This is a genomic window from Georgenia satyanarayanai (assembly GCF_900116375.1).
Lineage (GTDB): Bacteria > Actinomycetota > Actinomycetes > Actinomycetales > Actinomycetaceae > Oceanitalea > Oceanitalea nanhaiensis.
In genome coordinates, this window is the sequence record NZ_UETB01000020.1 from 1 (window position 1) to 22,323 (window position 22,323).

The 22,323-nt window shown below is 73.7% G+C and carries 21 protein-coding genes and 1 pseudogene; 10 read left to right on the forward strand and 12 right to left on the reverse strand.

What is annotated here, in order from left to right; all coding sequences use genetic code 11:
• The 3 genes and pseudogenes from DSZ44_RS18900 to DSZ44_RS16920 form a co-directional block, all read left to right on the forward strand.
• Nucleotides 1–145: pseudogene (locus DSZ44_RS18900) on the forward strand (IS110 family RNA-guided transposase); the annotation flags it as partial.
• Between the two features lie 374 nt (nucleotides 146–519).
• A complete protein-coding gene (gene rpmB, locus DSZ44_RS16915) occupies nucleotides 520–717 on the forward strand; it encodes a 50S ribosomal protein L28 (RefSeq protein ID WP_110853808.1) in 198 nt (65 codons plus the stop codon).
• Nucleotides 718–813: 96 nt separating this feature from the next.
• Entirely contained in the window at nucleotides 814–1,389 is a 576-nt protein-coding gene (locus tag DSZ44_RS16920) for a GNAT family N-acetyltransferase (protein ID WP_110853842.1), read from the forward strand.
• On the opposite strand, the gene DSZ44_RS16925 is transcribed toward DSZ44_RS16920, so the two are convergent.
• Together DSZ44_RS16925 and DSZ44_RS16930 are read right to left on the reverse strand one after the other, a co-directional pair.
• Nucleotides 1,349–2,362 carry a pirin family protein gene (locus DSZ44_RS16925; protein ID WP_110853809.1) on the reverse strand — a complete coding sequence of 338 codons (1,014 nt, stop codon included), beginning with the start codon at nucleotides 2,360–2,362 and terminating at the stop codon, nucleotides 1,349–1,351. The genes DSZ44_RS16920 and DSZ44_RS16925 overlap by 41 nt on opposite strands.
• Nucleotides 2,363–2,412: 50 nt before the next feature.
• Nucleotides 2,413–3,408 (reverse strand): thiamine-phosphate kinase, encoded by a 996-nt coding sequence (locus DSZ44_RS16930; RefSeq protein WP_110853810.1) that lies wholly within the window; start codon nucleotides 3,406–3,408, stop codon nucleotides 2,413–2,415.
• 62 nt (nucleotides 3,409–3,470) lie between these two features.
• On the opposite strand from DSZ44_RS16930, the gene DSZ44_RS16935 reads away from it, so the two are divergent.
• Entirely contained in the window at nucleotides 3,471–3,974 is a 504-nt protein-coding gene (locus DSZ44_RS16935; RefSeq protein ID WP_181424705.1) for a DUF3515 family protein, read from the forward strand.
• Between the two features lie 89 nt (nucleotides 3,975–4,063).
• On the opposite strand, the gene DSZ44_RS16940 is transcribed toward DSZ44_RS16935, so the two are convergent.
• Nucleotides 4,064–5,230 carry a D-alanine--D-alanine ligase family protein gene (locus DSZ44_RS16940; RefSeq protein WP_110853812.1) on the reverse strand — a complete coding sequence of 389 codons (1,167 nt, stop codon included), beginning with the start codon at nucleotides 5,228–5,230 and terminating at the stop codon, nucleotides 4,064–4,066.
• A gap of 228 nt (nucleotides 5,231–5,458) precedes the next feature.
• Between DSZ44_RS16940 and DSZ44_RS16945 the strand changes: the two genes are divergently transcribed.
• Together DSZ44_RS16945 and DSZ44_RS16950 are read left to right on the forward strand one after the other, a co-directional pair.
• The gene (locus DSZ44_RS16945; RefSeq protein WP_110853843.1) at nucleotides 5,459–6,607 is read left to right on the forward strand and encodes a trans-sulfuration enzyme family protein; all 1,149 of its coding nucleotides are present in this window, start codon (nucleotides 5,459–5,461) and stop codon (nucleotides 6,605–6,607) included.
• Between the two features lie 9 nt (nucleotides 6,608–6,616).
• Nucleotides 6,617–7,279: an AMIN-like domain-containing (lipo)protein gene (locus DSZ44_RS16950; protein ID WP_110853813.1), complete on the forward strand. Its 663-nt coding sequence runs from the start codon at nucleotides 6,617–6,619 to the stop codon at nucleotides 7,277–7,279.
• On the opposite strand, the gene DSZ44_RS16955 is transcribed toward DSZ44_RS16950, so the two are convergent.
• The 9 genes from DSZ44_RS16955 to murA all read right to left on the reverse strand — a co-directional run bounded on the left by DSZ44_RS16955 (nucleotide 7,276) and on the right by murA (nucleotide 17,760).
• A complete protein-coding gene (locus DSZ44_RS16955; RefSeq protein ID WP_110853814.1) occupies nucleotides 7,276–8,301 on the reverse strand; it encodes an NAD(P)H-dependent glycerol-3-phosphate dehydrogenase in 1,026 nt (341 codons plus the stop codon). The genes DSZ44_RS16950 and DSZ44_RS16955 overlap by 4 nt on opposite strands.
• Nucleotides 8,298–9,080: a lysophospholipid acyltransferase family protein gene (locus tag DSZ44_RS16960; RefSeq protein ID WP_110853815.1), complete on the reverse strand. Its 783-nt coding sequence runs from the start codon at nucleotides 9,078–9,080 to the stop codon at nucleotides 8,298–8,300. The genes DSZ44_RS16955 and DSZ44_RS16960 overlap by 4 nt, the downstream gene beginning before the upstream one ends.
• Before the next feature lie 104 nt (nucleotides 9,081–9,184).
• Nucleotides 9,185–10,213, reverse strand: coding sequence for a WxL protein peptidoglycan domain-containing protein (locus DSZ44_RS16965; protein WP_110853816.1), 1,029 nt, complete (start codon nucleotides 10,211–10,213; stop codon nucleotides 9,185–9,187).
• 65 nt (nucleotides 10,214–10,278) lie between these two features.
• Nucleotides 10,279–12,132 carry a hypothetical protein gene (locus DSZ44_RS16970; RefSeq protein ID WP_110853817.1) on the reverse strand — a complete coding sequence of 618 codons (1,854 nt, stop codon included), beginning with the start codon at nucleotides 12,130–12,132 and terminating at the stop codon, nucleotides 10,279–10,281.
• A 470-nt stretch (nucleotides 12,133–12,602) separates the two neighbouring features.
• Nucleotides 12,603–13,208 (reverse strand): response regulator transcription factor, encoded by a 606-nt coding sequence (locus DSZ44_RS16975; protein ID WP_110853818.1) that lies wholly within the window; start codon nucleotides 13,206–13,208, stop codon nucleotides 12,603–12,605.
• A complete protein-coding gene (locus tag DSZ44_RS16980; protein ID WP_110853819.1) occupies nucleotides 13,205–14,449 on the reverse strand; it encodes a sensor histidine kinase in 1,245 nt (414 codons plus the stop codon). Before DSZ44_RS16980 ends, DSZ44_RS16975 begins: the two co-directional genes overlap by 4 nt.
• Nucleotides 14,450–14,484: 35 nt before the next feature.
• Complete coding sequence (locus tag DSZ44_RS16985) at nucleotides 14,485–15,309, reverse strand: ABC transporter permease (protein ID WP_110853820.1); 825 nt, start codon at nucleotides 15,307–15,309, stop codon at nucleotides 14,485–14,487.
• A 38-nt stretch (nucleotides 15,310–15,347) separates the two neighbouring features.
• Nucleotides 15,348–16,328 carry an ABC transporter ATP-binding protein gene (locus DSZ44_RS16990; RefSeq protein WP_110853821.1) on the reverse strand — a complete coding sequence of 327 codons (981 nt, stop codon included), beginning with the start codon at nucleotides 16,326–16,328 and terminating at the stop codon, nucleotides 15,348–15,350.
• A gap of 112 nt (nucleotides 16,329–16,440) precedes the next feature.
• On the reverse strand, nucleotides 16,441–17,760 hold the full coding sequence (gene murA / locus DSZ44_RS16995; protein WP_110853822.1) for a UDP-N-acetylglucosamine 1-carboxyvinyltransferase: 1,320 nt from the start codon (nucleotides 17,758–17,760) through the stop codon (nucleotides 16,441–16,443).
• Between the two features lie 372 nt (nucleotides 17,761–18,132).
• On the opposite strand from murA, the gene DSZ44_RS17000 reads away from it, so the two are divergent.
• From DSZ44_RS17000 to DSZ44_RS17015, 4 genes are read left to right on the forward strand one after another with little or no spacing between them, the layout of a single operon-like run.
• Nucleotides 18,133–19,455, forward strand: a complete 1,323-nt coding sequence (locus tag DSZ44_RS17000; protein ID WP_110853823.1) for a sugar ABC transporter substrate-binding protein — start codon at nucleotides 18,133–18,135, stop codon at nucleotides 19,453–19,455.
• Nucleotides 19,456–19,513: 58 nt separating this feature from the next.
• Nucleotides 19,514–20,443, forward strand: a complete 930-nt coding sequence (locus tag DSZ44_RS17005; protein ID WP_258369671.1) for a carbohydrate ABC transporter permease — start codon at nucleotides 19,514–19,516, stop codon at nucleotides 20,441–20,443.
• Nucleotides 20,440–21,285, forward strand: a complete 846-nt coding sequence (locus DSZ44_RS17010; RefSeq protein ID WP_110853824.1) for a carbohydrate ABC transporter permease — start codon at nucleotides 20,440–20,442, stop codon at nucleotides 21,283–21,285. The genes DSZ44_RS17005 and DSZ44_RS17010 overlap by 4 nt, the downstream gene beginning before the upstream one ends.
• 44 nt (nucleotides 21,286–21,329) lie before the next feature.
• The gene (locus DSZ44_RS17015) at nucleotides 21,330–22,289 is read left to right on the forward strand and encodes a glycoside hydrolase family protein (RefSeq protein ID WP_110853825.1); all 960 of its coding nucleotides are present in this window, start codon (nucleotides 21,330–21,332) and stop codon (nucleotides 22,287–22,289) included.
• Nucleotides 22,290–22,323 lie beyond the last annotated feature (34 nt).

Here is a 22,323-nt window from a genome sequence, read left to right on the forward strand (position 1 = left end):
CAACGCCGCCCTGCACCAGATCGTCCTGGTCCGCATGGCCCACGACCCTCGCACCCGCGCCTACGTCGCCAAACGCACCGCCCAGGGCAAGAGCGAGAAGGAGATCATGCGCTGCCTCAAGCGCACCGTCGCACGCGAGGTCTACCACCACATCGTCCACCCCAAGCCCGTGCCCCGAGTCGATGACCTGCGCCCGCTACGACACGCGAGAGGAATGACCCTGCAGACCGTCGCCACACACTTCAACGTCTGGCCCGCCCACATCTCCACCATCGAGCGCGGCAAACGCCGCGACGACGACCTCGCCCACCGCTACCGCCAATGGCTCCTCGCCGCTTGACAGACCATAGGAGCATCACGGTGACGCACCTCGCCCGGCGCCGTTTGGGCGTGCCCGGCGCCGTCGGGTATCCTGCTCAGGTTGCCCGTACGGGCGGTCGACCGGCCTGCGCCGTCGACCACGACAGACCCCCACGATCGAGCAGATCGTGTTGCCAGCAAGAGATTCAGGAGAAGACCGTGGCTGCCACCTGCGACGTCTGCGGCAAGCACCCCAGCTTCGGCAAGAGTGTCTCGCACTCCCACGTGCGGACGAGCCGTCGGTGGAACCCGAACATCCAGCGCGTGCGCACCAACGTGAACGGCACCGCGAAGCGGATGAACGTCTGCACCTCGTGCCTCAAGGCCGGCAAGGTGCAGCGCGCCACCAGCGCCTGATCTGCCCCACCCGGCCCGCCGGGTGACCAGAGCCTGACCGAGAGGGCCGCCCGAGCACCGGGCGGCCCTCTCGGTGTGCCCGGGTACGGTGTCGCGGTGCCCGAGCTCACCACCGACCGCCTCCTCCTGCGCCCGTGGACGGAGGACGACGTCGACTTCGCCCTGGACCTCCACTCCCGCTGGGAGGTCCAACGCTTCCTCGGCTCCGAGCCGCGCGTCGTCGCCGACCGTGCCGAGGCGGTCGAGCGCGTCGCGCGCTACCGCAGCCTGGACGACCACCCCGTGCACGGCATCTGGCTCGTCACCGACCGTGACGGCGGCCGGCGGCACGGCACGCTGCTCCTCAAGGACATCCCGCGCTCCGGTCCGACCCTGCCGCTGCAGCCCTCCGGCGAGACGGAGATCGGCTGGCACCTCCACCCGGACTCGTGGGGGCACGGGTACGCGAGCGAGGCGGCGGCCGCGGTGCTGGCCCACGCGCTGGCCGCCGGGCTGCCGCGCGTCGTCGCGGTGACGTACCCGCAGAACCAGGCCTCCCAGCGGGTGGCGCTGCGCCTCGGCATGGAGCACCGCGGCACGACGGACCGGTTCTACAACGTGACGAGCGAGCTCTTCGTCGCGGAGGCGGGGGTCAGCGGGAGCGGGGCCGCTCGAGCCGGGAGCGGGGCTTGAGCCGCACCTGCGGCAGCTCGGGGGCGGGGAGGGGCGCACCGTCGTACCCGGTGACCCGGCCGAAGCGGGCGACGCCCTCGGCCTCGCCGGCGATCGCCGCCTGCCACTGCGCGCGGGCGGTGAGGACCTCCTCGTGGGTGCGGCCGACGAAGTTCCACCACATGAGGACCTCCTCCTCGAACGGGGTGCCGCCCATGAGCACCGCGCGGACCGGGGTGTCACCGGCCTCGAGGAGGATCTCCTCCCGGCCGGGCGCGAGGTAGGCGAGCCACGCCTCCGCCACGGGGGTGCCGGCCACCGTCAGCTCCCCGGAGTCCAGCAGCACCCCGTGCTCGAAGGCCGGGTCCACCGGCAGCCGGACGGTCGCTCCGGCAGGGATGTCGATCTGCGCGGCCACGAGCGGCGAGTACGCCCGCGCCGGTGACGTCGCCCCGCCGAGCGAGCCCATGAAGACCCTCACGAGAGCACCGTCGACCTCGAAGGTCGGGACGTCCCGCACGTGCTCGAAGGCGCGCTCGCCGGCCCGGGCCGTGCCCGGCAGGGCGGTCCAGAGCTGGACGCCGTGCAGCCGGCCCTGGTCGGGGAAGCGCGCGAGCGTCCCCTCCTCGGAGTGACAGATCCCGTCGCCGGCCGTCATGAGGTTGAGCTGGCCCGGCTCGATCGTCTGCACCGAGCCGAGCGCGTCCCGGTGGAGCACGTGCCCCTCGAACAGCCACGTCACCGTCTGCAGCCCGGTGTGCGGGTGCGGGGCCACGTCCATCCCGCCCGAGACCGAGATGTCGTCCGGGCCGTAGTGGTCGGCGAAGCAGAACGCCCCGATGAGCGAGCGCTGCTGCGAGGGCAGCGTGCGGCGCACCGTCATCGCCCGCGGCCCGCCGAGCGGGACGTCCCGCGGCTCGATGAGCTCGACCGCCGCCGGCTCCGAGCCGGCCGCGCACACCTGCTCCTGCGGCCTGGCCTCGAGGTTCGTCATGGGGCCCAGCGTAGGCACCCGGGCGGTCGCGCGGCAGGGACGCGGGGGCACTACCGCCGGAAGTGGTCCCAGCCGACGGCGGCGGCGTGCGGGGCGTCCTGCGGCGCCGTGACGACGCCCGGCGCGCCCGCGCGGACCGCGCCGAGACGCCGGAAGCCCGCCGGGAGCTCGGCCCCCTCGGGGAAGGTGGCGAGCAAGCCGTGATCCTCTCCCCCGGTGAGCAACCAGCTCTCCGGCGCGACGCCCAGCCGGGTGGCCACCGGTGCGAGCGCGGCGAGGTCGCCGGGCACCGAGTCGGCGAGCGGGTCGAGGACGATCTCGACGCCGGAGGCGTGGGCCAGCCGTCCGGCGTCGCGCAGCAGGCCGTCGCTCACGTCCATCATCGCGCTCGCCCCCGCGTCGGCAGCGGCCGGTCCGGCGGCGTAGGGCGGGGCGGGGCGCAGGAAGGCGCCGACGGCGGCGGCTGCTGCGCCGTCGTCGTCCTGCCCCTCCGCGCGGGGGCCGAGGACGGCGAGACCGGCGGCCGCCCGACCGATCGCGCCGGCGTGCGCGAGCACGTGCCCGGGCCGGGCGCCGGAGCGCAGGACCGGGTCACGGCCCTCGAGGTCGCCGTGGACCGTGACGGCGACGACGAGCTGCCGCCCCGCACTGAGGTCGCCGCCGTCGACGCCGACCCCCAGGGGCGCGCACACGTCGGCGAGGCCGCGGGCGAGGTCCTCGACCCAGCGGACCGGGGTGGTGGGCGGCAGGACGAGGCCGACGACCATGCTCGTCGGGACGGCACCCATCGCCGCGACGTCGGCGAGGTTCTGCGCCGCGGCCCGGGCGCCGACGTCGCGGGCGGTGCCCCAGCCGCGGCGGAAGTGGTGGTCCTCGACGAGGACGTCGGTCGACACGACGAAGCGCCCGTCCGCGGCGGCGACGACGGCGGCGTCGTCGCCCGTGGGGACGAGGGTGGCGCGCCCGCGCGGCAGGAGCGGGGTGAAGCGCGCGATGAGCTCGCCCTCGCTCAGCGCGCTGACGAGGAGCGCGGAGGTCTCGGTCACCCGGCCACGCTACCGGGGGGCACCGCCGCGGCCGCTCCGCGCGCCGGGTTACCGTGAGGGACGTGAGACGACGGCGGACGGTGGCGGTGGCGGCAGCGGTGGTGGCGGTCGGAGGCTGCGCCTCACCGGTGACGGTGCCCGCCGGCCCGCAGGCCGCCGACCCGGTGTGCGCGGAGGTGCTCCAGGCGCTGCCCGGCGAGCTCGCCGGTGGGCAGGAGCGCTCGATCGCCAGCCAGTCCATCGCCGGGTGGGGCGAGCCGGCGATCACGCTGCGCTGCGGCGTCGACGTCCCCGGCCCGAGCACCGAGCGGTGCATCACGGTCGAGTCCGGTGACACGTCCGTCGACTGGCTCGCCCTGGAGGCCGACGACGAGATGGTGCCCGACCACGCCCGCCGCGAGAACGGCTCGTGGACCTTCATCACCTACGGGCGGGTGCCCGCGGTGGAGGTCGTCGTGCCGACCGAGCGCGGCGGGGACCAGCCGACCGGGGTGCTCGTCGACCTGGCGACGGCCGTCGAGCTCACGACGGCCGAGCGCACCTGCATCGGCGCGGACGACGTCTGACCCCCACTCTTCCCGGTTGGTGAGCCGGGCGACGCGGATATCGCTCTCCGGCGTCGCTCGACCCACCAGCTGCGAAGGTTGGGCGCGGGTCAGCGGAGGCCGACGGGGCGCTCGAGGGCGAGCTGGACGAGCTCGTCGACCAGCTCGGCGTAGGGGACGCCGCTGCGCTCCCACATGAGGGGGTACATCGAGTACGGCGTGAAGCCGGGCATCGTGTTGACCTCGTTGACCGTCACCCGCCCCGAGCCGGTGACGAAGAAGTCCACCCGCGCCAGGCCCTCGCAGCCGAGCGCCTCGAAGGCCTGCGCCGCGACCGTTCGCACCTCGTCGATGACGCGCTGGGGCAGCTCGGCAGGGCAGCTGAGCTGCACGTGGGCGGCGTCGAGGTACTTCGCCTCGAAGTCGTAGAAGTCGTGCCCGTCGACGACGATCTCCCCCGGCAGGGCGGTGCGCGGGGCGTCGTCGCCGCGGCCCTCGAGGACGGCGCACTCGATCTCCCGGCCCTCGAGCGCGGCCTCGACGACGACCTTGGGGTCGTGGCGCTGCGCCTCGGCGACGGCGTCGACGAGGTCGTCCCTGTGGTCCACCTTGGTGATCCCCAGGGACGAGCCGGCCCGCGCGGGCTTGACGAACACCGGGTAGCCGAGGCTGTCGACGGCGTCCATCGCGGCCTTGGCGTCGGTGCGCCACTGCCGCGGCGTGATGACCGTGTACGGGCCCACGGGCAGCCCGTGCCCCGCGAGGACGACCTTCATGTAGTGCTTGTCCATGCCCGCCGCGGAGGCGAGCACGCCCGAGCCGACGTAGGGCAGCTGGGCCATCTCGAGCAGGCCCTGGAGCGTGCCGTCCTCGCCGTAGGGCCCGTGGAGGACGGGGAAGACGACGTCGACCTCACCGAGGCTGCGCGGCACCTCGCCGGCCTCGGTGACGGTGAGCTCGCGGCGCACGTCCGCCATGGGCAGCACGACGTCACCGTCCGCCGCCGCGACCTGCGGCAGGTCTGAGCCGGCGAGGGACAGGGCGTCCGGGTCGTCCGGAGCGAGCACCCACTGGCCCGAGGGCGTGATGCCGATGGGCAGGACGTCGTAGCGCTCGCGGTCCAGGGCGCGCAGCACCCCGGCGGCCGTGGCGCAGCTGATCGCGTGCTCGCCGCTGCGCCCGCCGAAGACGAGCGCCACCCGGGTGCGCCGTGCCTCCCCGGTGGCGGCGCCGGAGGCGGCGGGGGAAGGGGGCGCGGGCTGGGTCGAGTCGCTCATCGCCTGTGAGACTACCGGCGGCCGCTGACGCCGCCCCGGCAACCCGCCGCGCCCCGTGCTCGCTCCGCGCCAGGCCTCCGCCGATCTGTGCGCCTCCTCGGTCCACCGTGCGCCCGGTCGACCGGGCGCACGGTGGACCAGAGGGAGCACGGTCGGGGAGGGGAGGGGGCCCACCCGCGACGTGGGACGACTCACGGGGCAGCACCCACCGCGCCGTACCCTGTGGGGGTGAACGACCGAGACCTCAGCCCCGCCACCTACGCCGTCGTCGCCGGGCGCCCCGAGCGCACCGAGGGGGCGCCGGTCAACCCGCCGGTGGTCCTCTCCTCCACCTACGTCGGCCGCGGCGCCGCCGCGGCGGGCGTCCCGGTCTACACGCGCCTGGGCACCGAGACGTGGGAGCCGCTGGAGGAGGCGCTGGCCGGCCTCGAGCGCGCCGCCGAGCCCGGTCTCGTGTTCGCCTCGGGCATGGCCGCGGTGAGCGCCGCGCTCGACCTCACCCGCCCCGGCACCCGCCTCGTCGTCCCCCGCCACGCCTACCACGCCTCCCTCGTCGCGGCCCGCCACCTCGTCGAGCGGACCGGCGTCGATCTCGTCGAGGTCGACATCGCCGACACCGAGGCGGTGGTCGCCGCGATCGAGGGCGGCACGACGTCGCTCGTGTGGGTCGAGACGCCCACCAACCCCATGCTCGAGATCGCCGACATCGCCGCGATCAGCACCGCCGCCCACGCGGCCGGGGCGGTCGTCGTCGTCGACAACACCTTCGCCACCCCGCTGGCGCAGCGTCCCCTCGAGCTCGGTGCCGACGTCGTCGTCCACTCGGTGAGCAAGTACCTCGCCGGCCACTCCGACCTCATCCTCGGGGCCGTGCTCACGAGCTCCCGCGAGCTCTACGACGCCGTGCGCCTGCGCCGCGACATCGGCGGCGGCATCGCCGGCCCGTGGGAGACGTGGCTCGCGCTGCGCGGCCTGCGCACGCTGGCGCTGCGCGTCGAGCGCTCCCAGGCCAACGCCGCGGAGCTCGCGCGCCGCCTCGAGGGCCACGAGCACGTCGTCGCCGTGTCCCACCCGTCCCTGCCCAGCCACCCCCAGCACGAGCGCGCCACCGCGCAGATGGACGGCTACGGCTCGATCATCACGCTGCGGCCCGTCGGCGGGCAGGCCGGCGCGGACGCCCTCGCCTCCGCGGTGCGCCTGTGGGTGCCGGCCACCAGCCTGGGCGGCGTCGAGTCGAGCCTCGAGCGGCGCCGGCGTTTCGCCTCCGAGGCGCCCACGGTGCCCGACGACCTCCTGCGCATGTCCGTGGGCGTCGAGGACGTCGAGGACCTGTGGGCCGACCTGCAGGACGGGCTGGCCGCGGCAGCCGCCGTTTAACATCGGGGGATGACCGCCTCGCACACCACCCGGATCGTCGCCGCCGCCTCGCTCGCCGTTCTCGCCCTCGCCGCGTGCGGGAACGACGACGGCGAGCCCTCGCCGTCCTCGTCGACGAACCCGCCGCCCGTGGTCTCCGAGCCGACGACCGACCCCTCCCCCACGGAGGACCCGTCCGCGAGCCCGGAGGACCCCACCGAGGCACCGACCGACGAGCCGACCGACGGGCCGGCCTTCGGCCCCGCGGGCACCGCGCAGAGCGCCGAGCCGAGCGGTGACCCCCTGCTTCCCGTCGACCTGCGCGTGGGTGACCACGAGGGCTTCGACCGGGTGGTCGTCGAGCTCGCCGGCGAGGGCGTACCGGGCTGGCAGGTCGAGTACGTGGACGAGGCCATCGAGGACGGGCGCGGTGAGGAGGTCGACGTCGACGGCGAGGCGATCCTCTCCGTGCACGTCTCCGGCACCCGCTACCCCGACGAGGGCGAGGAGCACTACGTCCCTGGCGAGCCGCTGGAGGGCCCGGACGTCGTCGAGGAGGTCCACTACCTGGGGACCTTCGAGGGCCTGACCCAGCTCTTCATCGGCGTCGACGGCGGCCCGGCGGACTACCGGGTCTTCACGCTCGCCGACCCGGCCCGCCTCGTCATCGACGTCGCCGACCCCGAGGACTAGACGCCCTCGGCCTTCCGCGGCCGGGAGAGCAGTGCCTCGGTCATCGCGAGCACCGGCAGCCCCTCGTGGAGGACGGCGGCGACGGCCTGGCTGATCGGCAGGTCGACGTCGTGGGCGGCGGCCAGCTCGAGCACGGCGCGGCAGGACTTCACACCCTCGGCGGTCCCGCCGGTCGCGGCGACGGCCTCCTCCAGCGACATCCCCTCCCCCACGTGCCGGCCGAGGGTGTTGTTGCGCGACAGCCGTGAGGCGCAGGTCGCGACGAGGTCGCCGAGGCCCGCGAGGCCGGCGAAGGTCTCGGCCTGCGCGCCGAGGGCGAGCCCCAGACGGGTGGTCTCGGCCAGCCCGCGCGTGATGATCGTCGCGGTCGTGTTGTCCCCGAAGCCGGCGCCCTGGGCCATGCCGACGGCGAGCGCGATGACGTTCTTCACCGCTCCGCCCAGCTCGACGCCCACGACGTCGGTGTTCGTGTAGGGCCGGAAGTAGGGGGTGGCGCAGGCGTGTGCGACCCGAGCGGCAGTGGCCTCGTCGCTCGCGGCGACGACGGTGGCCGTGGGCTGGTGGGTGGCGATCTCGCGGGCGAGGTTGGGCCCGGAGACGACGGCGACGCGGCGCTCCTCCAGGCCGAGCGCCTCGCGCAGCACCTCGCTCATCCGCTCGTGGGTACCGAGCTCGACGCCCTTCATGAGGGAGACGACGACGGCGCCCGGCTCGAGCCCGTCAGCGGAGCCGGACAGCACCGCGCGCACCGCCTGCGACGGGATGGCGACCGCGACGACGTGGGCGCCGGCGAGCGCGGCCCGCAGGTCGGTCGTCGCCGCGACGCCGCCCGGCAGGGTGACGCCCGGCAGGTACCGCTCGTTGCGGTGCTCCTCGGTGATCTCGCGGCAGGCCTCGGGCGAGCGGCCCCACATGGTGACCTCGTTGCCGGCGTCGGCGAGGACGGCGGCGAAGGTCGTGCCCCAGCTTCCGGTGCCGAGGACCGCGGCGCGCGGGGCCGGGGCGGTGGTCGTGCTGGTCATGCATCCCTCTCGGTGCGGGCGGCGCGGCGGGCGCGCTTGCGGTCGGCGCGGGCGGCGAGCTCGGCGGCGTGCGGGTCGCCGTCGCGGCGAGTGTCGTAGACACGGGCCGGGGGCTCCTCGCCCCGCAGGCCGGCGAGGATCTCGGTGACCGCGGCCATGACGCGCTCGGTCGCCTCGCGCAGCGCCTCCTGGTCGTCCTCGCGGCCGTACAGGTCCTCCAGCGGCACGGGCGGGCCGGCCTCGACGCGCACGGTGCGGCGCGGGACCACGTGGAGCGTCCGCCCGTAGCGGGCCAGCACGTCCTGCGGTCCCCACTGCGCGACCGGCACCACCGGCACCCGCGCCGAGAGCGCGAGGCGGGCCACGCCCAGCCGCGCCGTCATCGGCCACAGGTCGGGGTCACGGGTGAAGGTGCCCTCGGGGAAGATCCCCACGCACACGCCCTGCGCGAGCGCCTGCCGCGCCGGCTCGAGCGCCGTGATCGCCGAGGCGCTGTCCCGTTCGACGGGGATCTGCCCGGCCTTGCGCAGCACCCAGCCGACGACCGGCACCGCGAAGAGCGTGTGCTTGGCGAGGAACCGCGGCGCGGCACCGTGGTTGTAGAGGTAGTGCGCGAAGACGAGCGGGTCGACGTTCGTCAGGTGGTTCCCGGCCGCGATGAAACCGCCCTCGGCGGGCAGGTGCTCGGCGCCGCGCCAGTCACGGCGCATCGTCACCCGCAGCAGCGGGCGCAGCAGCCCCGCCACGGCGCGGTACATCGGGGGCACGGGTCTGGTCATCCGGGGATCGTATCGCCGGGCCCGGCGCCCCCCGGCGGTGGACACCCCTCCCCCGACCCGCCAATTGGTGAGTTGTGCGACGCCCCGGGCGCCGGCGGCGTCGGTCAGCCCACCAGGTGCGGAGCCGGCGGACGGGTCGGGACAGGGCGGCGCGCGGCGCGCCGCCGCCGCACGACGCGGACGACGCCGACGGCCACCCGCCCCAGGAGGAGGACGACGACGGCGGCCGGCACCCACGGCACGGCAACGGCGGAGACGGTGGCCGTCTCCCGGACGGCGTCCGGGCCGGTGCTGAGGCGCGCGAGCACGGACACGTCGGCGGTGAGGACGCCCCACGCCGGTACGTCCGGCAGGACGAGGGACTCGGGCACGCCCGGCGCGGTGAGCGCCGAGGCGCGCAGCCGGTCACCGGGCATGAGCTCGGGCAGCGGCACGGTCGCGGGTGCCGCGGCGAGCGGGCCGAAGGGGCTGCTCACCGTGACGGCGGACTGCGGCGCGAGCCGGGCGTTGCCCTCGTTCGCCACGGTGAAGTCCACCCGGGTGTCCCCGGACCAGAAGTTCCACCACGGGGCATCACGGGTGAGCGTGAGGTCGGAGACGGTGACCGCTGGCGCGAGGTCGCCGGGGACCCGCAGGTAGACGCGGCTGGCGACGCGGGCCTCGACGAGCACCCGCTCCCCCGCGCTCGTCGTCTCCTCCCGCGGCATCGAGACGACCACGCCGGCCACGTAGTCGCCGGGCTGCTCGTTCCCGGGGACGGTGACGGTGAACGGGACGGCGCTCTCCTCGCCGGGCCCGAGGGTGACGCGCGCCGTGTCCGGCGTGATCCAGGCGCCCGCGAAGCGCGGGGTGTCCTCGGCCAGGAGCAGGCCGAGGTCGCCCGAGGGCGTGGTGACGGCGTCGGTCGCCCACACGTCCACGGTGATCTCCTCCGCGCCGCGGTTGCGGACGAGCACGGTGTCCTCGTGCGTCTGCCCGGGGTCGAGGGTGAGGTCGAAGGCCTGCCGCGGCCCGTCGTCGTCGGGGGCGGGCAGGACCTCCCAGGCGGCGGGCGGCGGGGTCTCCTCCGCCGCGGCGGGAAGAGCGACGAGGGCGGCGGCGAGGAGCGCGGCCGCGGTGGCAAGACGTCTCATGGGAGTCCTCCTGGGTGGGTGAGGCGCCGGTGCGGGAGGGGTGCCCTCCCGCACCGGCGGACCTGCTAGAAGACGGTGACGGTCACCCGGGCGACGTAGTCGCCGGGCACCGTCGAGGTGGGAGCGTGCAGGAGCAGCTCCCCGCCGACCGTCGTCGTGCCACGACCACCGCCGGGGGCGGCCGAGGCGAGGGTCGTGCCCTCGGTGAAGCCCTCACCGGGGGCGACGGGCTCCCCGGCGGTGACCTCCTGGGTGGGCGCGGCGGACAGCACGCGGGGGGTGACCCCGAGGTACTGCCCCTCCAGCACCGCGGCCCCGGCCCGGAAGTCGGTCACCTCCGCGGTGAGCGACCAGCCCGGGTCGGCCGGGCGGGTGTCGGCCACCGTGATGGTCGGCAGGTCGCCCGACGCCGCGAGGTGGCTCAGCCCGGTCTCGAGCGCGGCCGTCCCCAGATCCACCTGCTCGGCGCCGACCGCGACGGCGAGGCCACCGGACTCGGGGATCGAGACCTCGACGTCGAAGCCGTCCGTCGTCTGCCCGGTCACCGGCTGGGTCGCACCGCGGACCTGGGACATGAGCCAGTCGTGGGTGACCGGGTTGTTGTAGGCCGGGACCCAGGAGAAGTGGCCGCTGAGCGGGATGCTCGGCCCGTCGGCGTCCGGCGGTGTGCCGGTCGTGCCCTCCTCGAAGATCGTCACGAGGTGGTGGGCACCGATGTCCTGCGCGGCCCGGCGCTGCTCGGTCTGCAGCGCAACGGCCTCGGCGCGCGGGAGGTTGCCCGCCCACCGGCGCTGGACGACGTCGACCCCGAGCTCCTCGAGGGCGGCGACGCTGTCGTAGACACCCTGCACCGGCACGGTGCGGTCGTCCTCGGAGTGGAACTGCCAGATCGGGACGTCCACGAGCTCCGCCAGGCCGGGGTTTGCCCCGGGGCCGTAGGCGACGGTGACAGCTCCGGCGAAGACGTCGGAGTCGTCGACGAGGAGGTTCCACGTGCCGATCGAGCCCAGGGACAGGCCCGTGATGTAGACCCGGTCCGGGTCGATCGGGAGCGTCTCCTTGGCGTGCTCGACCATCGCGAGGAGGCCGGCGCGGCCCTCCTCGTCCTGCCACGACAGGTCGGGGTGACGCTGCGGCGCCAGGACGAAGGCGGGGTGCTCGGCCTGCGCCTCGGGCTCGGCCCAGGAGGTGACGAGCCGGTTGGCGAGGAGCTGGGCGGCGTTGTCGGTGCCCGACTCCCCCGACCCGTGGAGCGCGAGGACGAGCGGGTAGAGCCGTCCGTCGTCCTCCCCGTCGCGGACCGCCTCGGGCTGGAAGAAGCGGTAGGCGAAGTCCGAGCCCTCCCCCGTCCACTGCTCGACGGAGAACTCGTCGACGACGCCGCGGTCGACGGCGGTGTTGACGACCGTCGTGGACCGGGCCGGGACGGTCTCGTCGTCGCCGACGAGGTCCTCGGTCTGCTGCACCGAGTAGGCGCCGTCGAGCGGGTACTGGTTGTTGATGCCCGTGTAGAACAGGACGCCGGCGTTGGCGTCGTAGCGGGAGAGCTCGAGGATCACCCACTCACCGCTCGTGCCGGCCCGGTCCGGGGAACGCTCCGGCTCGTCGCTGAGGTACGCGTGGGTGACGGTCCGCTCCCCGGTGCTCGTGTTGCCGGGGGTGGAGCCGACGAGCCGGGCGGTGACGGTGAACGCCTCGGGGTCCAGCGGCACGTCGCCGAAGTCGAGCTCCTCGGAGTACTGGACCGCGAGCGCCGTCACCTTGGCGCCCTCGTCGAGGGTCTCGACGAGGACGACGGCGTCGCTGATCTGCGCGTCGGCCGGCGCGGCGAGCGCCGGGGCCGCGCCGAGCAGACCGAGTCCGAGGGCCGCGACGGCCGTGGTGCCGACCGCCCGCCCTCGTCTGATGGGAATTGTCATGACTGCACATCCTCACTTCATCGTGGTGATGACGTCCTGCGACTGGATGCCGTTTCACACGCGCACACAGGCCGCGATCACATCCGGATTTGCGAAATGTCGGCGGACGACGTCGTCCAGCACGATCACGCCCCCCGACGAGCGAGACGTTAGCGGCCTTTATCGGTCATGACAATGGCGTGTCCGCGGGGCGCGCACCCAAGTGACGCGCCGGGTGAATGACAGTGCTGTAAGGTCGCCGTCTTTTGATTGTCCGAAACCGTCGAAAAGGGCCCGACAACCACTCGACGTCCTTTTTGTCATCCAGCGTTCGACGCATTTCACGTGCCCATCGGAATGATTCTTCCGCGGGCGCGTGCCGCCTCCGGCCCCGAGCTTCGCGATGGTGATCTGACCGGCGCCTCGGGCGCCGATCACGTCAGTCGACCCACCAGCTGCGACGGTGAGGGGGCGGCGCGTGGCGGGCGGGCTCAGATCCAGCCGTGGCGGCGGGCGACCTGGACGGCCTCGTGGCGGTTGGCCGCACCGAGCTTCATCGCGGCGGCCGAGAGGTAGTTGCGGACGGTCCCGGGGCTCAGGTGGGCGCGCTGGGCGATCTCCTCCACGGGCGTGCCGTCCGCGGCGAGCTCGAGGACGTCGGCCTCGCGCGGGGTGAGCGGGGAGTCGCCCGCGCTGATCGCCTCGGCGGCGAGCTCGGGGTCGACGTAGCGCCCACCGGCCTGGACCTGGCGCACGACGTCGGCGAGCACCCGCCCGGAGACGGTCTTGGGCAGGAACGCGGAGACGCCCGCCTCGAGGGCCCGCTTGAGGTAGCCGGGCCGTCCGTGGCTCGTGACGATGACCGAGCGGCAGCCGGGGACCTCCGCCGCGAGCTGCTGGGCGACGGCGATCCCGTCCAGCCCCGGCATCTGCAGGTCGAGGACGGCGACGTCGGGGCGGTGGTGCCGGCCCGCGGCGACCGCCTCGGGCCCGGACGCCGCCTGCGCGACGACCTCGATGTCCTCCTCCAGCCCGAGGAGTCCGGCGAGGGCGTCGCGGATGAGGTTCTCGTCGTCGGCCAGGAGGATGCGGATCATGGTGCGCCCATCGTGCCACCGCCGGCGTCGACGTCGCCGCGGCCGAGCGGGACGCGCGCCCGCAGGGTGAAGGAGCCACCGGAGGACTCGGTCGTCACCGTGCCGCCGAGGCCGGAGAGACGCTCGGACAGGCCGACGAGGCCGGAGCCGGTGGACGGTGGCCCGGTGACGCCGTCGTTGACGACGGTCAGCTGCCCCAGGCGCTGCCCGCCCTCCTCGACGACCGCGACGTCGATGGTGCAGGTCGTGGCCGCGGAGTGGCGCACGACGTTCGTCGCCCCCTCGCGCACCACCCACGCCAGCGCCGACTGGACCCGCGGCGGCAGGGCGGTGTCCTCGCCGATGACCCGGGTGCGCACGCCGGCCGAGCGGAGCACCGAGCGCGCCCCGGCGACCTCCGTGGCGAGGTCCGCCTGCCGGTAGCCGGCGACGACGGCGCGCACCTCGCGCAGCGAGTCGCCTGCCAGCTCGCGGACCTCGAGCATCTGCTCGGCGGCCCGCTCCCCCTGGCCCCGGCGGCTGAGCTCGGCGCCGAGCTCGCTCTTGAGCGCGATGGCGGACAGCGCCCGGCCGACGACGTCGTGCAGGTCCCGGGAGAAGCGCAGCCGCTCCTCGGCGACGGCGAGGCGTGCGTGGAGCTGGCGCGTGCGCTCCTGCTCCCACACGACCCCGAGCATCCACACCGAGATCCGGAAGCTCGGCGTGATCGCGACCATGACGACGCCGAAGAGCATGAAGGTCGGCACGACGAGCGGCCAGTCCATCGCCGGACGGTTGGCCAGTGCGGCGACCGCGCTGGCGGCGAGCGCGAGCGGGAGGAGCACCGGGGAGGTGAGCACCGGCGTCACGGCGAAGAGGCACGTGGCGAGGGCCACGAGCACGGCCCCGCCCCTGCCGGCCCACCCCATGTCTGCGGCTGGAGGCAGTCCGAGCATCGCGGCGACCACGGCCGCGCCCGCGACGGCGAGCAGCAGCACCACGGGCCCGCGCGGCAGCGGTGTGCTGTCACGGAAGGCGGTGACGCCCTGGCGGATGACGAGGATCGCCAGGCCGGCCTCGAGGGTGACGAGGCCGGCGTAGGCGGTGAACGCGACGACCCGCTCCTCGTCGAGCTCGGTGGTGCCGATGACCGAGGCGGCGAGGAGCGGGACGAAACCGAGGAGGAGGTAGAGCGTCCAGCGGGTGTACGTCTCGAAGCGCTCCGGGCCGGTGCGCCGGCGCCACGAGTCGACCATTCGCATGGACGCATCCTCTCAGCAGTCGCGGGGTGGGACCGTCAGCGGCGCGGCTCCCACCGCATCCAGCGCCGGGTGGCGAGCCCGCCGAGCACGATCCACAGGGCGAGGGCCGCGAGCGGCTGGGTGACGTCGGCCAGCGCACCCGACGCGACCGTCCCGTCCAGCGCGACGGCGCCGAGGCCGTGCTGCACGAGGGCGACGACCGGGTACATCGGCGTCCACTGCGCGACCGTCTCCAGGGCATCGGGCATGACGTGCAGCGGGATCGCGAGCCCGGACAGCGCGGTGGCGACCATGAGGATCGGCAGCGTGGTCAGCTGCGCGGTCTCGACCGTGCGGGTGAGCCCCGCGGAGGCCGCCGCGAGCAGGACGAAGAGGACGACACCGCCGACGACGGCGGCCGCGACCCACAGCGGGTTCTGCACCGTGGGCGCCTCCAGCCACACGGCCATCGCGACGACGCCGAGGACGAGCTGGGCGAGCAGGACGAGCACCGCCGGGGCGGCGGTGGCCGTGATGATCTCGCCGCGGGAGACGTCGCCGGTGAGCAGCCGCTTGAGGACGAGCTCCTCGCGGCGGGCGACGATCGTCGTCGTGAGGTTGTAGTAGACGACGATGACGAGCGCGAGCGCCACGAGCGAGGTGAGGAGCATGCCGGCCACGGCGGAGCCGCCGCTGTCCGGCGTCATCCCGAGGGAGGCGAAGAGGAGCACCGTGAGCGGGGCGAGGGCGACGGCGTTGAACAGCGTGGTGCGGTTGCGCACGAGGAGCAGCAGCTCGGCGCGGACGAGTGAGAGCATGCGGGCCGGGCGCGAGGCTCGGGGGGCGGAGGCGGTGGCGGGCTTGAGGGCGGTGGTGGTCATGGTCGAGGTCCCTTCGGGGCAGGTCTGACGGGAGCGGTTCAGGCGGTGGCGAGCTCGGGGACCGGCGGCGCCGCGGCGTCGTCGTCCTCCCCGGCCACCGCGAGGAAGGCACGCTCGAGGGAGGCGTGGCTGGCCTCGAGGTTGGCGAGCGCCTCACCGGCCGCGTTGGCGCGCTCGAGGAGCGCGGTGAGCGTGGCCTGGAGGTCGTGCGACTCGATCTCCACCAGGCCGGTGCGGGTGCGCCCGGCGGTGAGGAGCGCGGGCAGGGCGTGCAGGGTGCGCGGGTCGGCGAGCTCACCGGACGAGGTGCGGTAGCGGATGCGCGCCGGCTCCCCGGCGACGATCTCGGCGACCGTGCCCTCGCGGACCACGCGGCCCCCGTGCATGATCGCGAGCCGGTCGGCGAGCTCCTCGGCCTCCTCGAGGTAGTGGGTGGTGAGGACGACCGTCGTGCCCGCCTCGAGGAGCTGACGCACGAGCTCCCACGCGTCGCGGCGCGACTGCGGGTCCAGACCGGTGGTCGGCTCGTCGAGGAAGAGGACCTCGGGGCGGCCCATGATCGCCAGGGCGAGGTCGAGGCGGCGGCGCTCACCGCCGGACAGCGACTTCACCTGGACCGAGGCGCGGTGACGCAGCCCGACGAGCTCGAGCGCGTGCGCCACGGGCATGGGGGCGCCGAGGGTGCCGTGCCACATCCGGGCGGTCTCGGCGGTGGTGAGGTCGGCGGGGAAGCCGGCCTCCTGGAGCATGATCCCGGTGCGCGGGCGCACGAGGTGACGCTCGCGGTAGGGGTCGCGGCCCAGGACGCGGACGCTGCCGGCGGAGGCCGGGGCGATGCCCTCGACGACCTCGAGGAGCGAGGTCTTGCCGGCGCCGTTGGTGCCGAGGAGCGCGAAGAGCTCCCCGCGGCGGACGGTGAGGTCCACGCCCCGCACCGCCGTGAAGGCGCTCTTCCCGGAGCCGTAGCGGCGCTGGACGCCGGTGACGGTGATGACGGAGCTGGTGTCGGTGGTGGTCATGTCCCCACCTTCCACCCGGTCTCGCGCGTGCAGCAGTGCACGGCGTCATCACGTCCGGTGGACGACGCACGGCCGGCACATGACACGTGTCATGGGCCGGCCGTGGACCTGCTCAGTCGAGCGGCTGCACGTCCGCGCCGAGGGCGCGGAGCTTGCCCATGAAGTCCTCGTAGCCGCGGTAGATGATGTCGATGCCGCTCACCCGCGAGGTGCCCTCGGCGGCGAGGGCCGCGATGAGGTGGGAGAAGCCGCCACGGAGGTCGGGGACCTCGATGTCGGCGGCGCGCAGCGGCGTCGGGCCGGAGACGACGGCGGAGTGGTTGAAGTTGCGGTGCCCGAAGCGGCAGGGCGAGCCGCCGAGGCACTCGCGGTAGACCTGGATCTGGGCACCCATGCCGCGCAGCGCCTCGGTGAAGCCGAAGCGGTTCTCGTACACGGTCTCGTGGACGATCGACAGGCCGGTGGCCTGGGTGAGCGCGACGACGAGCGGCTGCTGCCAGTCGGTCATGAAGCCGGGGTGGACGTCGGTCTCCAGGACGATCGACTTGAGCTCGCCGCCCGGGTGCCAGAAACGGATGCCCTCGTCGGTGACCTCGAAGTCGCCGCCGACCTTCCGGAAGGTGTTGAGGAAGGCCATCATCCCGTGCTGGTCCGCGCCGCGGACCATGATGTCGCCGCCGGTGGCCAGCGCCGCGCAGGCCCACGAGCCGGCCTCGATGCGGTCGGTGAGCGCGGTGTAGGTCGCACCGCCGAGGCGGTCGACGCCCTCGATGCGGATGACGCGGTCGGTGTCGACGGAGATGATCGCGCCCATGCGCTGGAGGAAGGCGATGAGCGCCATGATCTCCGGCTCGGTGGCGGCGTTGCTCAGCTCGGTCTTGCCCTTGGCACGCACGGCGGTGAGCAGCAGCTGCTCGGTGGCGCCGACGCTCGGGTAGGGCAGGGCGATCTTGGCGCCGGTCAGCCCGCGCGGGGCGGTGATGTGGATGCCCTGCGGGCGCTTGTCCACGACGGCGCCGAACTCGCGCAGGATCGACAGGTGGTAGTCGATCGGGCGGTCGCCGATGCGGCAGCCGCCGAGGTCGGGGATGAAGGCCTCCCCGAGGCGGTGGAGCAGCGGGCCGCAGAAGAGGATCGGGATGCGGCTGGAGCCGGCGTGGGCGTCGATGTCCGCGACGTGCGCGGTCTCGACGTCGCTGGAGTCCAGGCGGATGACGCCGGCCTCGACGTCGTAGTCCACCGTGACCCCGTGCAGGCGCAGCAGGCCCGAGACGACCTCGACGTCCTTGATCTGCGGGACGTTCCGCAGCTCGGACGGGTCCTCGCCGAGGAGGGCCGCGACCATGGCCTTGGAGACGAAGTTCTTCGCGCCCCGGACGCTGATCTCGCCCTTCAGGGGCGTCCCGCCGTTCACCTGCAGTACTGCGCTCATACCCACCTCATCGCCGACCCGGACCCGCGCGGCCCGGACTGTCCAGCATAGGCGGCTGATGTGAGGGAGCGATGAGAGGACGTGAAGGGTCCGTGAAGGTGCCCAACCTCACGCGGGCGACTCTGCCCAGGCGCCCCGCGCCGACCTCCCCGGTTCACCTCACCCGGAGCCGTGCGGACCGGGGAGGTCGGAGGAGAAGCGGGGAGGTCACCGGACCTGGACCGGCGGGCACGTCGCCGGGGTCCCGGCGGGCCCGCCCCGCCACCGCCTTGACAGGCATGGTGACCGGTGCCACGCTTCTGCCGAATCGATTCGGCACCTCCACGGCGCCGGATCGTGACCCCCCATCGGACACAGGCGTCGGGAGCGCAGATGAACAATCGACGGACACGGATCGGGATCGCCCTGGCGGCGGCACTCGCACTGACGGCATGCAGCAACGACGACGGCGCCTCGTCCGGCAGCGGCGACGGCGAGGGCGGCGGTGAGATCACCGTCTGGGCCCACCAGGGCCAGGAGTCGGAGGTCACCGCCCTCCAGTCCGCCGTCGACGGCTTCAACTCCTCCCAGGAGGAGTACACGGCCACCCTCCAGCTCGTCCCCGAGGCGGACTACACGAGCACGGTGACGACGACCGGCGCCGACTCCCTGCCCGACGTCCTCGAGTACGACGGCCCGATGATGGCCTCGCTCGTCTACGCCGGGAAGCTCGCCCCGGTCGGTGACCTCGTCTCCGCCGAGACGCTGGACAACCAGACCGACTCCGCCCTCGCGCAGAACACCTACCCCAGTGACGGCGAGGTCTACGGCGTCTCCCAGTTCGACGCCTCCCTCGGCATCTACGCGAGCGCGTCGATGCTCGAGGCCGCGGGCGTCGACTACCCGCAGGGCCTGGAGGACGCCTGGACGGTCGAGGAGTTCGAGGCCGCCCTCGAGGCGCTCGCCGCGGAGGACGAGGACGGGCAGGTCCTCGACATCAAGGAGAACTACGGCGCCGAGTGGCCGACCTACGGCTTCCTGCCGGTCGCCTGGTCCACCGGGCAGAACATCATCGCTGACAACACCGCCGACGGGAACCTCAACAGCCCCGAGGTCGTCGCCGCCGTCGAGCGCTTCGCCGGCTGGCGCGAGTACATCGACCCGAACACCGACGACGCCGCCTTCGTCGACGGCCGCGTCGCGATGAGCTGGGTGGGCCACTGGATGTACAACCCCTACGCCGAGGCACTCGGCGAGGACCTCGTCGTCCTGCCGCTGCCCGACTTCGGCGCCGGCCCCAAGAGCGGCCAGGGCTCCTGGGCGTGGGGCGTCAACCCCGAGAGCGACAACGCCGAGGGCGCCGCGGCCTTCCTCGACTTCCTCACCACCGACGAGCAGGTGGCGGCGATGACCGAGGCCAACGCCGCTCCCCCGGCCACGACCACGGTCCTGGAGTCCAGCGAGCTCTACGGCGCCGACGGCCCGCTCGCCATCTTCGCCGAGTCGCTCCAGGCCACGTGCGGCGACGCCGTGCCCAGCGAGGACTGCGTGGCGGTGCCCCGCCCGATCACGCCGGCCTACCCGGTGATCAGCCAGCAGTTCTCCGAGGCCTTCTTCGGTGCCTACGAGGGCGGCGACGCCCAGGAGCTGCTCGACACCGCGGCCCGCACCATCGACCTGGACTTCCAGGACAACGACGGCTACGGCCTGAGCTGACCACCCGCTGGGGGCGGGAGCACCGCTCCCGCCCCCAGCACCCTCGCGAGGAGGAACCATGACCACTGCGGTGACACGCCGGGCACGCGCCCGGCGCCCGGAGACCCTGGCGGGCTGGGCGATGGTCGCGCCCGCCGCGATCGGGCTCCTGCTGTTCGTGCTGCTGCCCTTCGTGCTGGCGGGCTGGCTGTCGACGCAGAACGTGCGCCTGGACACCCCGCAGCCGCCGTCGTGGTTCGGGCTCGAGCACTACCGGCGCATCCTCCTCGACCCGGACTTCCGCGGGGAGTTCCTCACCGGGCTGCGCAACAACCTCATCTTCGCCGCCGTCGTCGTGCCGGTGCAGACGAGCCTGGCGCTCGCGCTGGCCGTCCTGCTCAACCGGCCGCTGCGCGGGATGCCGGTGTTCCGCACCTTCTTCTTCATGCCGGTCGTCTTCCCGATGGCCCTCGTCGCCGTCGTGTGGAAGGTCATCTACACCCGCGGGGAGCAGGGCCTGCTCAACTCGGTGCTCGACACCGTCTCCTTCGGGCTCCTCCCCACCCAGGACTGGCTGGGCAACCCCAGTACCGCCCTCGCCGCGATCATCATCATGTCGATCTGGCAGGGCGTCGGGCTGCAGATGGTCATCCTCCTCGCGGGCCTCCAGGGCATCCCCGGGGAGCTCTACGAGGCCGCGGCCCTCGACAAGGCCGGCCCGTGGCAGCGGTTCCGGCACGTCACCCTGCCGGGCCTGCGCAACACCCTGATCTTCGTCGCGATGGTGACGACGATCCTGTCCTTCCGCGTCTTCGACCAGGTCTACATCATGACCGGCGGCGGCCCGCAGGACGCGACGACGACGGTGATGTACCAGGCCGTGACGACGGCCTTCACCGCGAACAACGTCGGACGCGCGTCGGCCATCACGGTCCTGTTCTTCGTCATCGTCCTGACCATCACCCTGATCCAGCGTCGCGTGCTGCGCGAGGAGCGTGAGATCGCATGACCACCCACCGCTCCCGTCCCGCGCGCACCGCGGGCAGCTACCTCGTCCTCACGGTCCTCGCGCTCGTCTTCGTCGCGCCGATCGCCTACCTCGTCATCGGCAGCTTCAAGCCGTCCTCGGAGGTCATCGACGGCGTCGGCGGCTTCGTGCCGCGGGACCTGTCGCTGGACAACTACACCGGGATGCTGGGCCGCTTCTCCAGCCCCGCCACCGGGTACTTCGCCGACTTCTTCCTCACCTCGCTGCTCGTCACGACCGGTGTCGTCCTCCTCGGTCTGCTCGTCAACTCGATGGCCGCCTACTCTCTCGCGCGGCTGCGCTGGGGCGGGCGTGACGCCGTCATGCTGGGCGTCGTCGCCCTGACGATCCTGCCCTTCGAGGCGATCGCCGTGCCGCTGTTCTACGCGCTCAACGAGCACCGCAACACGTACTACATCCAGATCCTGCCGTTCGTCGCGAGCGCCTTCTCCATCTACCTCTTCTACTCCTTCTTCATCGGCCTGCCGAAGGAGATCGAGGAGGCCGCGCGCCTGGACGGCGCGGGCGTGTGGCGCACCTACCTGCGCATCATCGTGCCGATGTCCAAGCCGGTCTTCGCCACGGTCGCGATCCTGTCCTTCCTCACCACGTGGGGCTCCTTCCTGTGGCCGGTCATGATGGTCGACCAGCCGCAGAAGCGGCCGCTGCCGCTGGCGATCGCGGTGTTCCAGGGCCAGCCGCCCTACGACTGGGGCCAGATCTTCGCCTTCGGCGTCCTCATGGTGCTGCCCGTCCTCGTCGTCTTCCTGCTCTTCCAGCGCTGGTTCGTCCAGAGCCTGGCCTCCTCGGGCCTCAAGGGCTGACACTCGCCCGCTCGCCCGCTCCACCACCGAGAGAAAGCAGCTGCATGCCACTCGCCCTGCCCGACCGCTGGGTCTGGGACTTCTGGTTCGCCCACGACGGGGACGACGTCCACGTCTTCTACCTCCAGGCACCCAAGTCCCTCGGCGACCCCGACCTGCGCCACCACAGCGCGACCGTCGGGCACGCCGTGAGCCGCGACCTGCGCAGCTGGGAGGTCCTCCCCGACGCGCTCGGGCCCGGCGAGGGTGAGGACTTCGACTCCCTGGCCACGTGGACGGGCAGCGTCATGCGCCACGACGGTCTGTGGCACATGTTCTACACGGGCGTCTCGACGGCGGAGGGCGGCGCGGTCCAGCGCGTGGGCCTGGCCACCTCCCCCGACCTCCTCACGTGGACCAAGCAGGGGCTGCTCCTCGAGGCGGACCCCCGCTGGTACGAGCGCCTGCACGACGGCGTGCGCGAGGAGGCCTGGCGCGACCCGTGGGTGTGGCACGAGCCGACGACGGGTCGCTTCCACATGTACCTCACCGCCCGCGCCGACCACGGCCCGGTCGACGGGCGGGGCGTCATCGGCCACGCCGTCTCCGACGACCTGCGCAGGTGGGAGGCGCTGCCGCCGGTCTCGGAGCCCGGCGACTTCTACCACCTCGAGGTCCCCCAGCTCCTCCACCTCGGCGGCGCCTGGCGGGTGGCCTTCTGCCTCACCGCCGGGGAGCACAGCGCGGTCCGCCGCGACCGTCCGGGCTTCGTCGCGGAGGGCGGCACCCACGTCCTCACCGGCCCGGGGCCGCTCGGCCCGTTCCGGCTGGAGACCGAGCAGTTCCTCCTCGGCGACGCGACCGCCAGCCTCTACGCGGGGCGCTTCGTCGAGCACCGCGGCAGCTGGTCCCTCCTCGCCTGGGAGCACGTGGACGACGACGGCGGCTTCGGCGGGCGCATCAGCGACCCGATGCCGGTGTCCGTGGACGAGGACGGGACGATCCGGGTGACGCGACCGTCCTAGAGTGTGGGGGCGAGCAGCCGACGAGGGAGGTCCG

Bases quoted from the DNA above. Each gene is read 5' to 3' on its own strand.
- DSZ44_RS17015 (WP_110853825.1), top strand. From the start codon at position 21,330: ATGCCACTCGCCCTGCCCGACCGCTGGGTCTGGGACTTCTGGTTCGCC.
- murA (WP_110853822.1), bottom strand. From the start codon at position 17,760: ATGAGCGCAGTACTGCAGGTGAACGGCGGGACGCCCCTGAAGGGCGAG.
- DSZ44_RS16970 (WP_110853817.1), bottom strand. From the start codon at position 12,132: ATGACAATTCCCATCAGACGAGGGCGGGCGGTCGGCACCACGGCCGTC.
- DSZ44_RS16950 (WP_110853813.1), top strand. From the start codon at position 6,617: ATGACCGCCTCGCACACCACCCGGATCGTCGCCGCCGCCTCGCTCGCC.
- DSZ44_RS16975 (WP_110853818.1), bottom strand. From the start codon at position 13,208: ATGATCCGCATCCTCCTGGCCGACGACGAGAACCTCATCCGCGACGCC.
- DSZ44_RS16980 (WP_110853819.1), bottom strand. From the start codon at position 14,449: ATGCGAATGGTCGACTCGTGGCGCCGGCGCACCGGCCCGGAGCGCTTC.
- DSZ44_RS17000 (WP_110853823.1), top strand. From the start codon at position 18,133: ATGAACAATCGACGGACACGGATCGGGATCGCCCTGGCGGCGGCACTC.
- DSZ44_RS17010 (WP_110853824.1), top strand. From the start codon at position 20,440: ATGACCACCCACCGCTCCCGTCCCGCGCGCACCGCGGGCAGCTACCTC.
- DSZ44_RS16940 (WP_110853812.1), bottom strand. From the start codon at position 5,230: ATGAGCGACTCGACCCAGCCCGCGCCCCCTTCCCCCGCCGCCTCCGGC.
- DSZ44_RS16960 (WP_110853815.1), bottom strand. From the start codon at position 9,080: ATGACCAGACCCGTGCCCCCGATGTACCGCGCCGTGGCGGGGCTGCTG.
- DSZ44_RS16965 (WP_110853816.1), bottom strand. From the start codon at position 10,213: ATGAGACGTCTTGCCACCGCGGCCGCGCTCCTCGCCGCCGCCCTCGTC.
- DSZ44_RS16985 (WP_110853820.1), bottom strand. From the start codon at position 15,309: ATGACCACCACCGCCCTCAAGCCCGCCACCGCCTCCGCCCCCCGAGCC.
- DSZ44_RS16990 (WP_110853821.1), bottom strand. From the start codon at position 16,328: ATGACCACCACCGACACCAGCTCCGTCATCACCGTCACCGGCGTCCAG.
- DSZ44_RS17005 (WP_258369671.1), top strand. From the start codon at position 19,514: ATGACCACTGCGGTGACACGCCGGGCACGCGCCCGGCGCCCGGAGACC.
- DSZ44_RS16955 (WP_110853814.1), bottom strand. From the start codon at position 8,301: ATGACCAGCACGACCACCGCCCCGGCCCCGCGCGCCGCGGTCCTCGGC.
- DSZ44_RS16925 (WP_110853809.1), bottom strand. From the start codon at position 2,362: ATGACGAACCTCGAGGCCAGGCCGCAGGAGCAGGTGTGCGCGGCCGGC.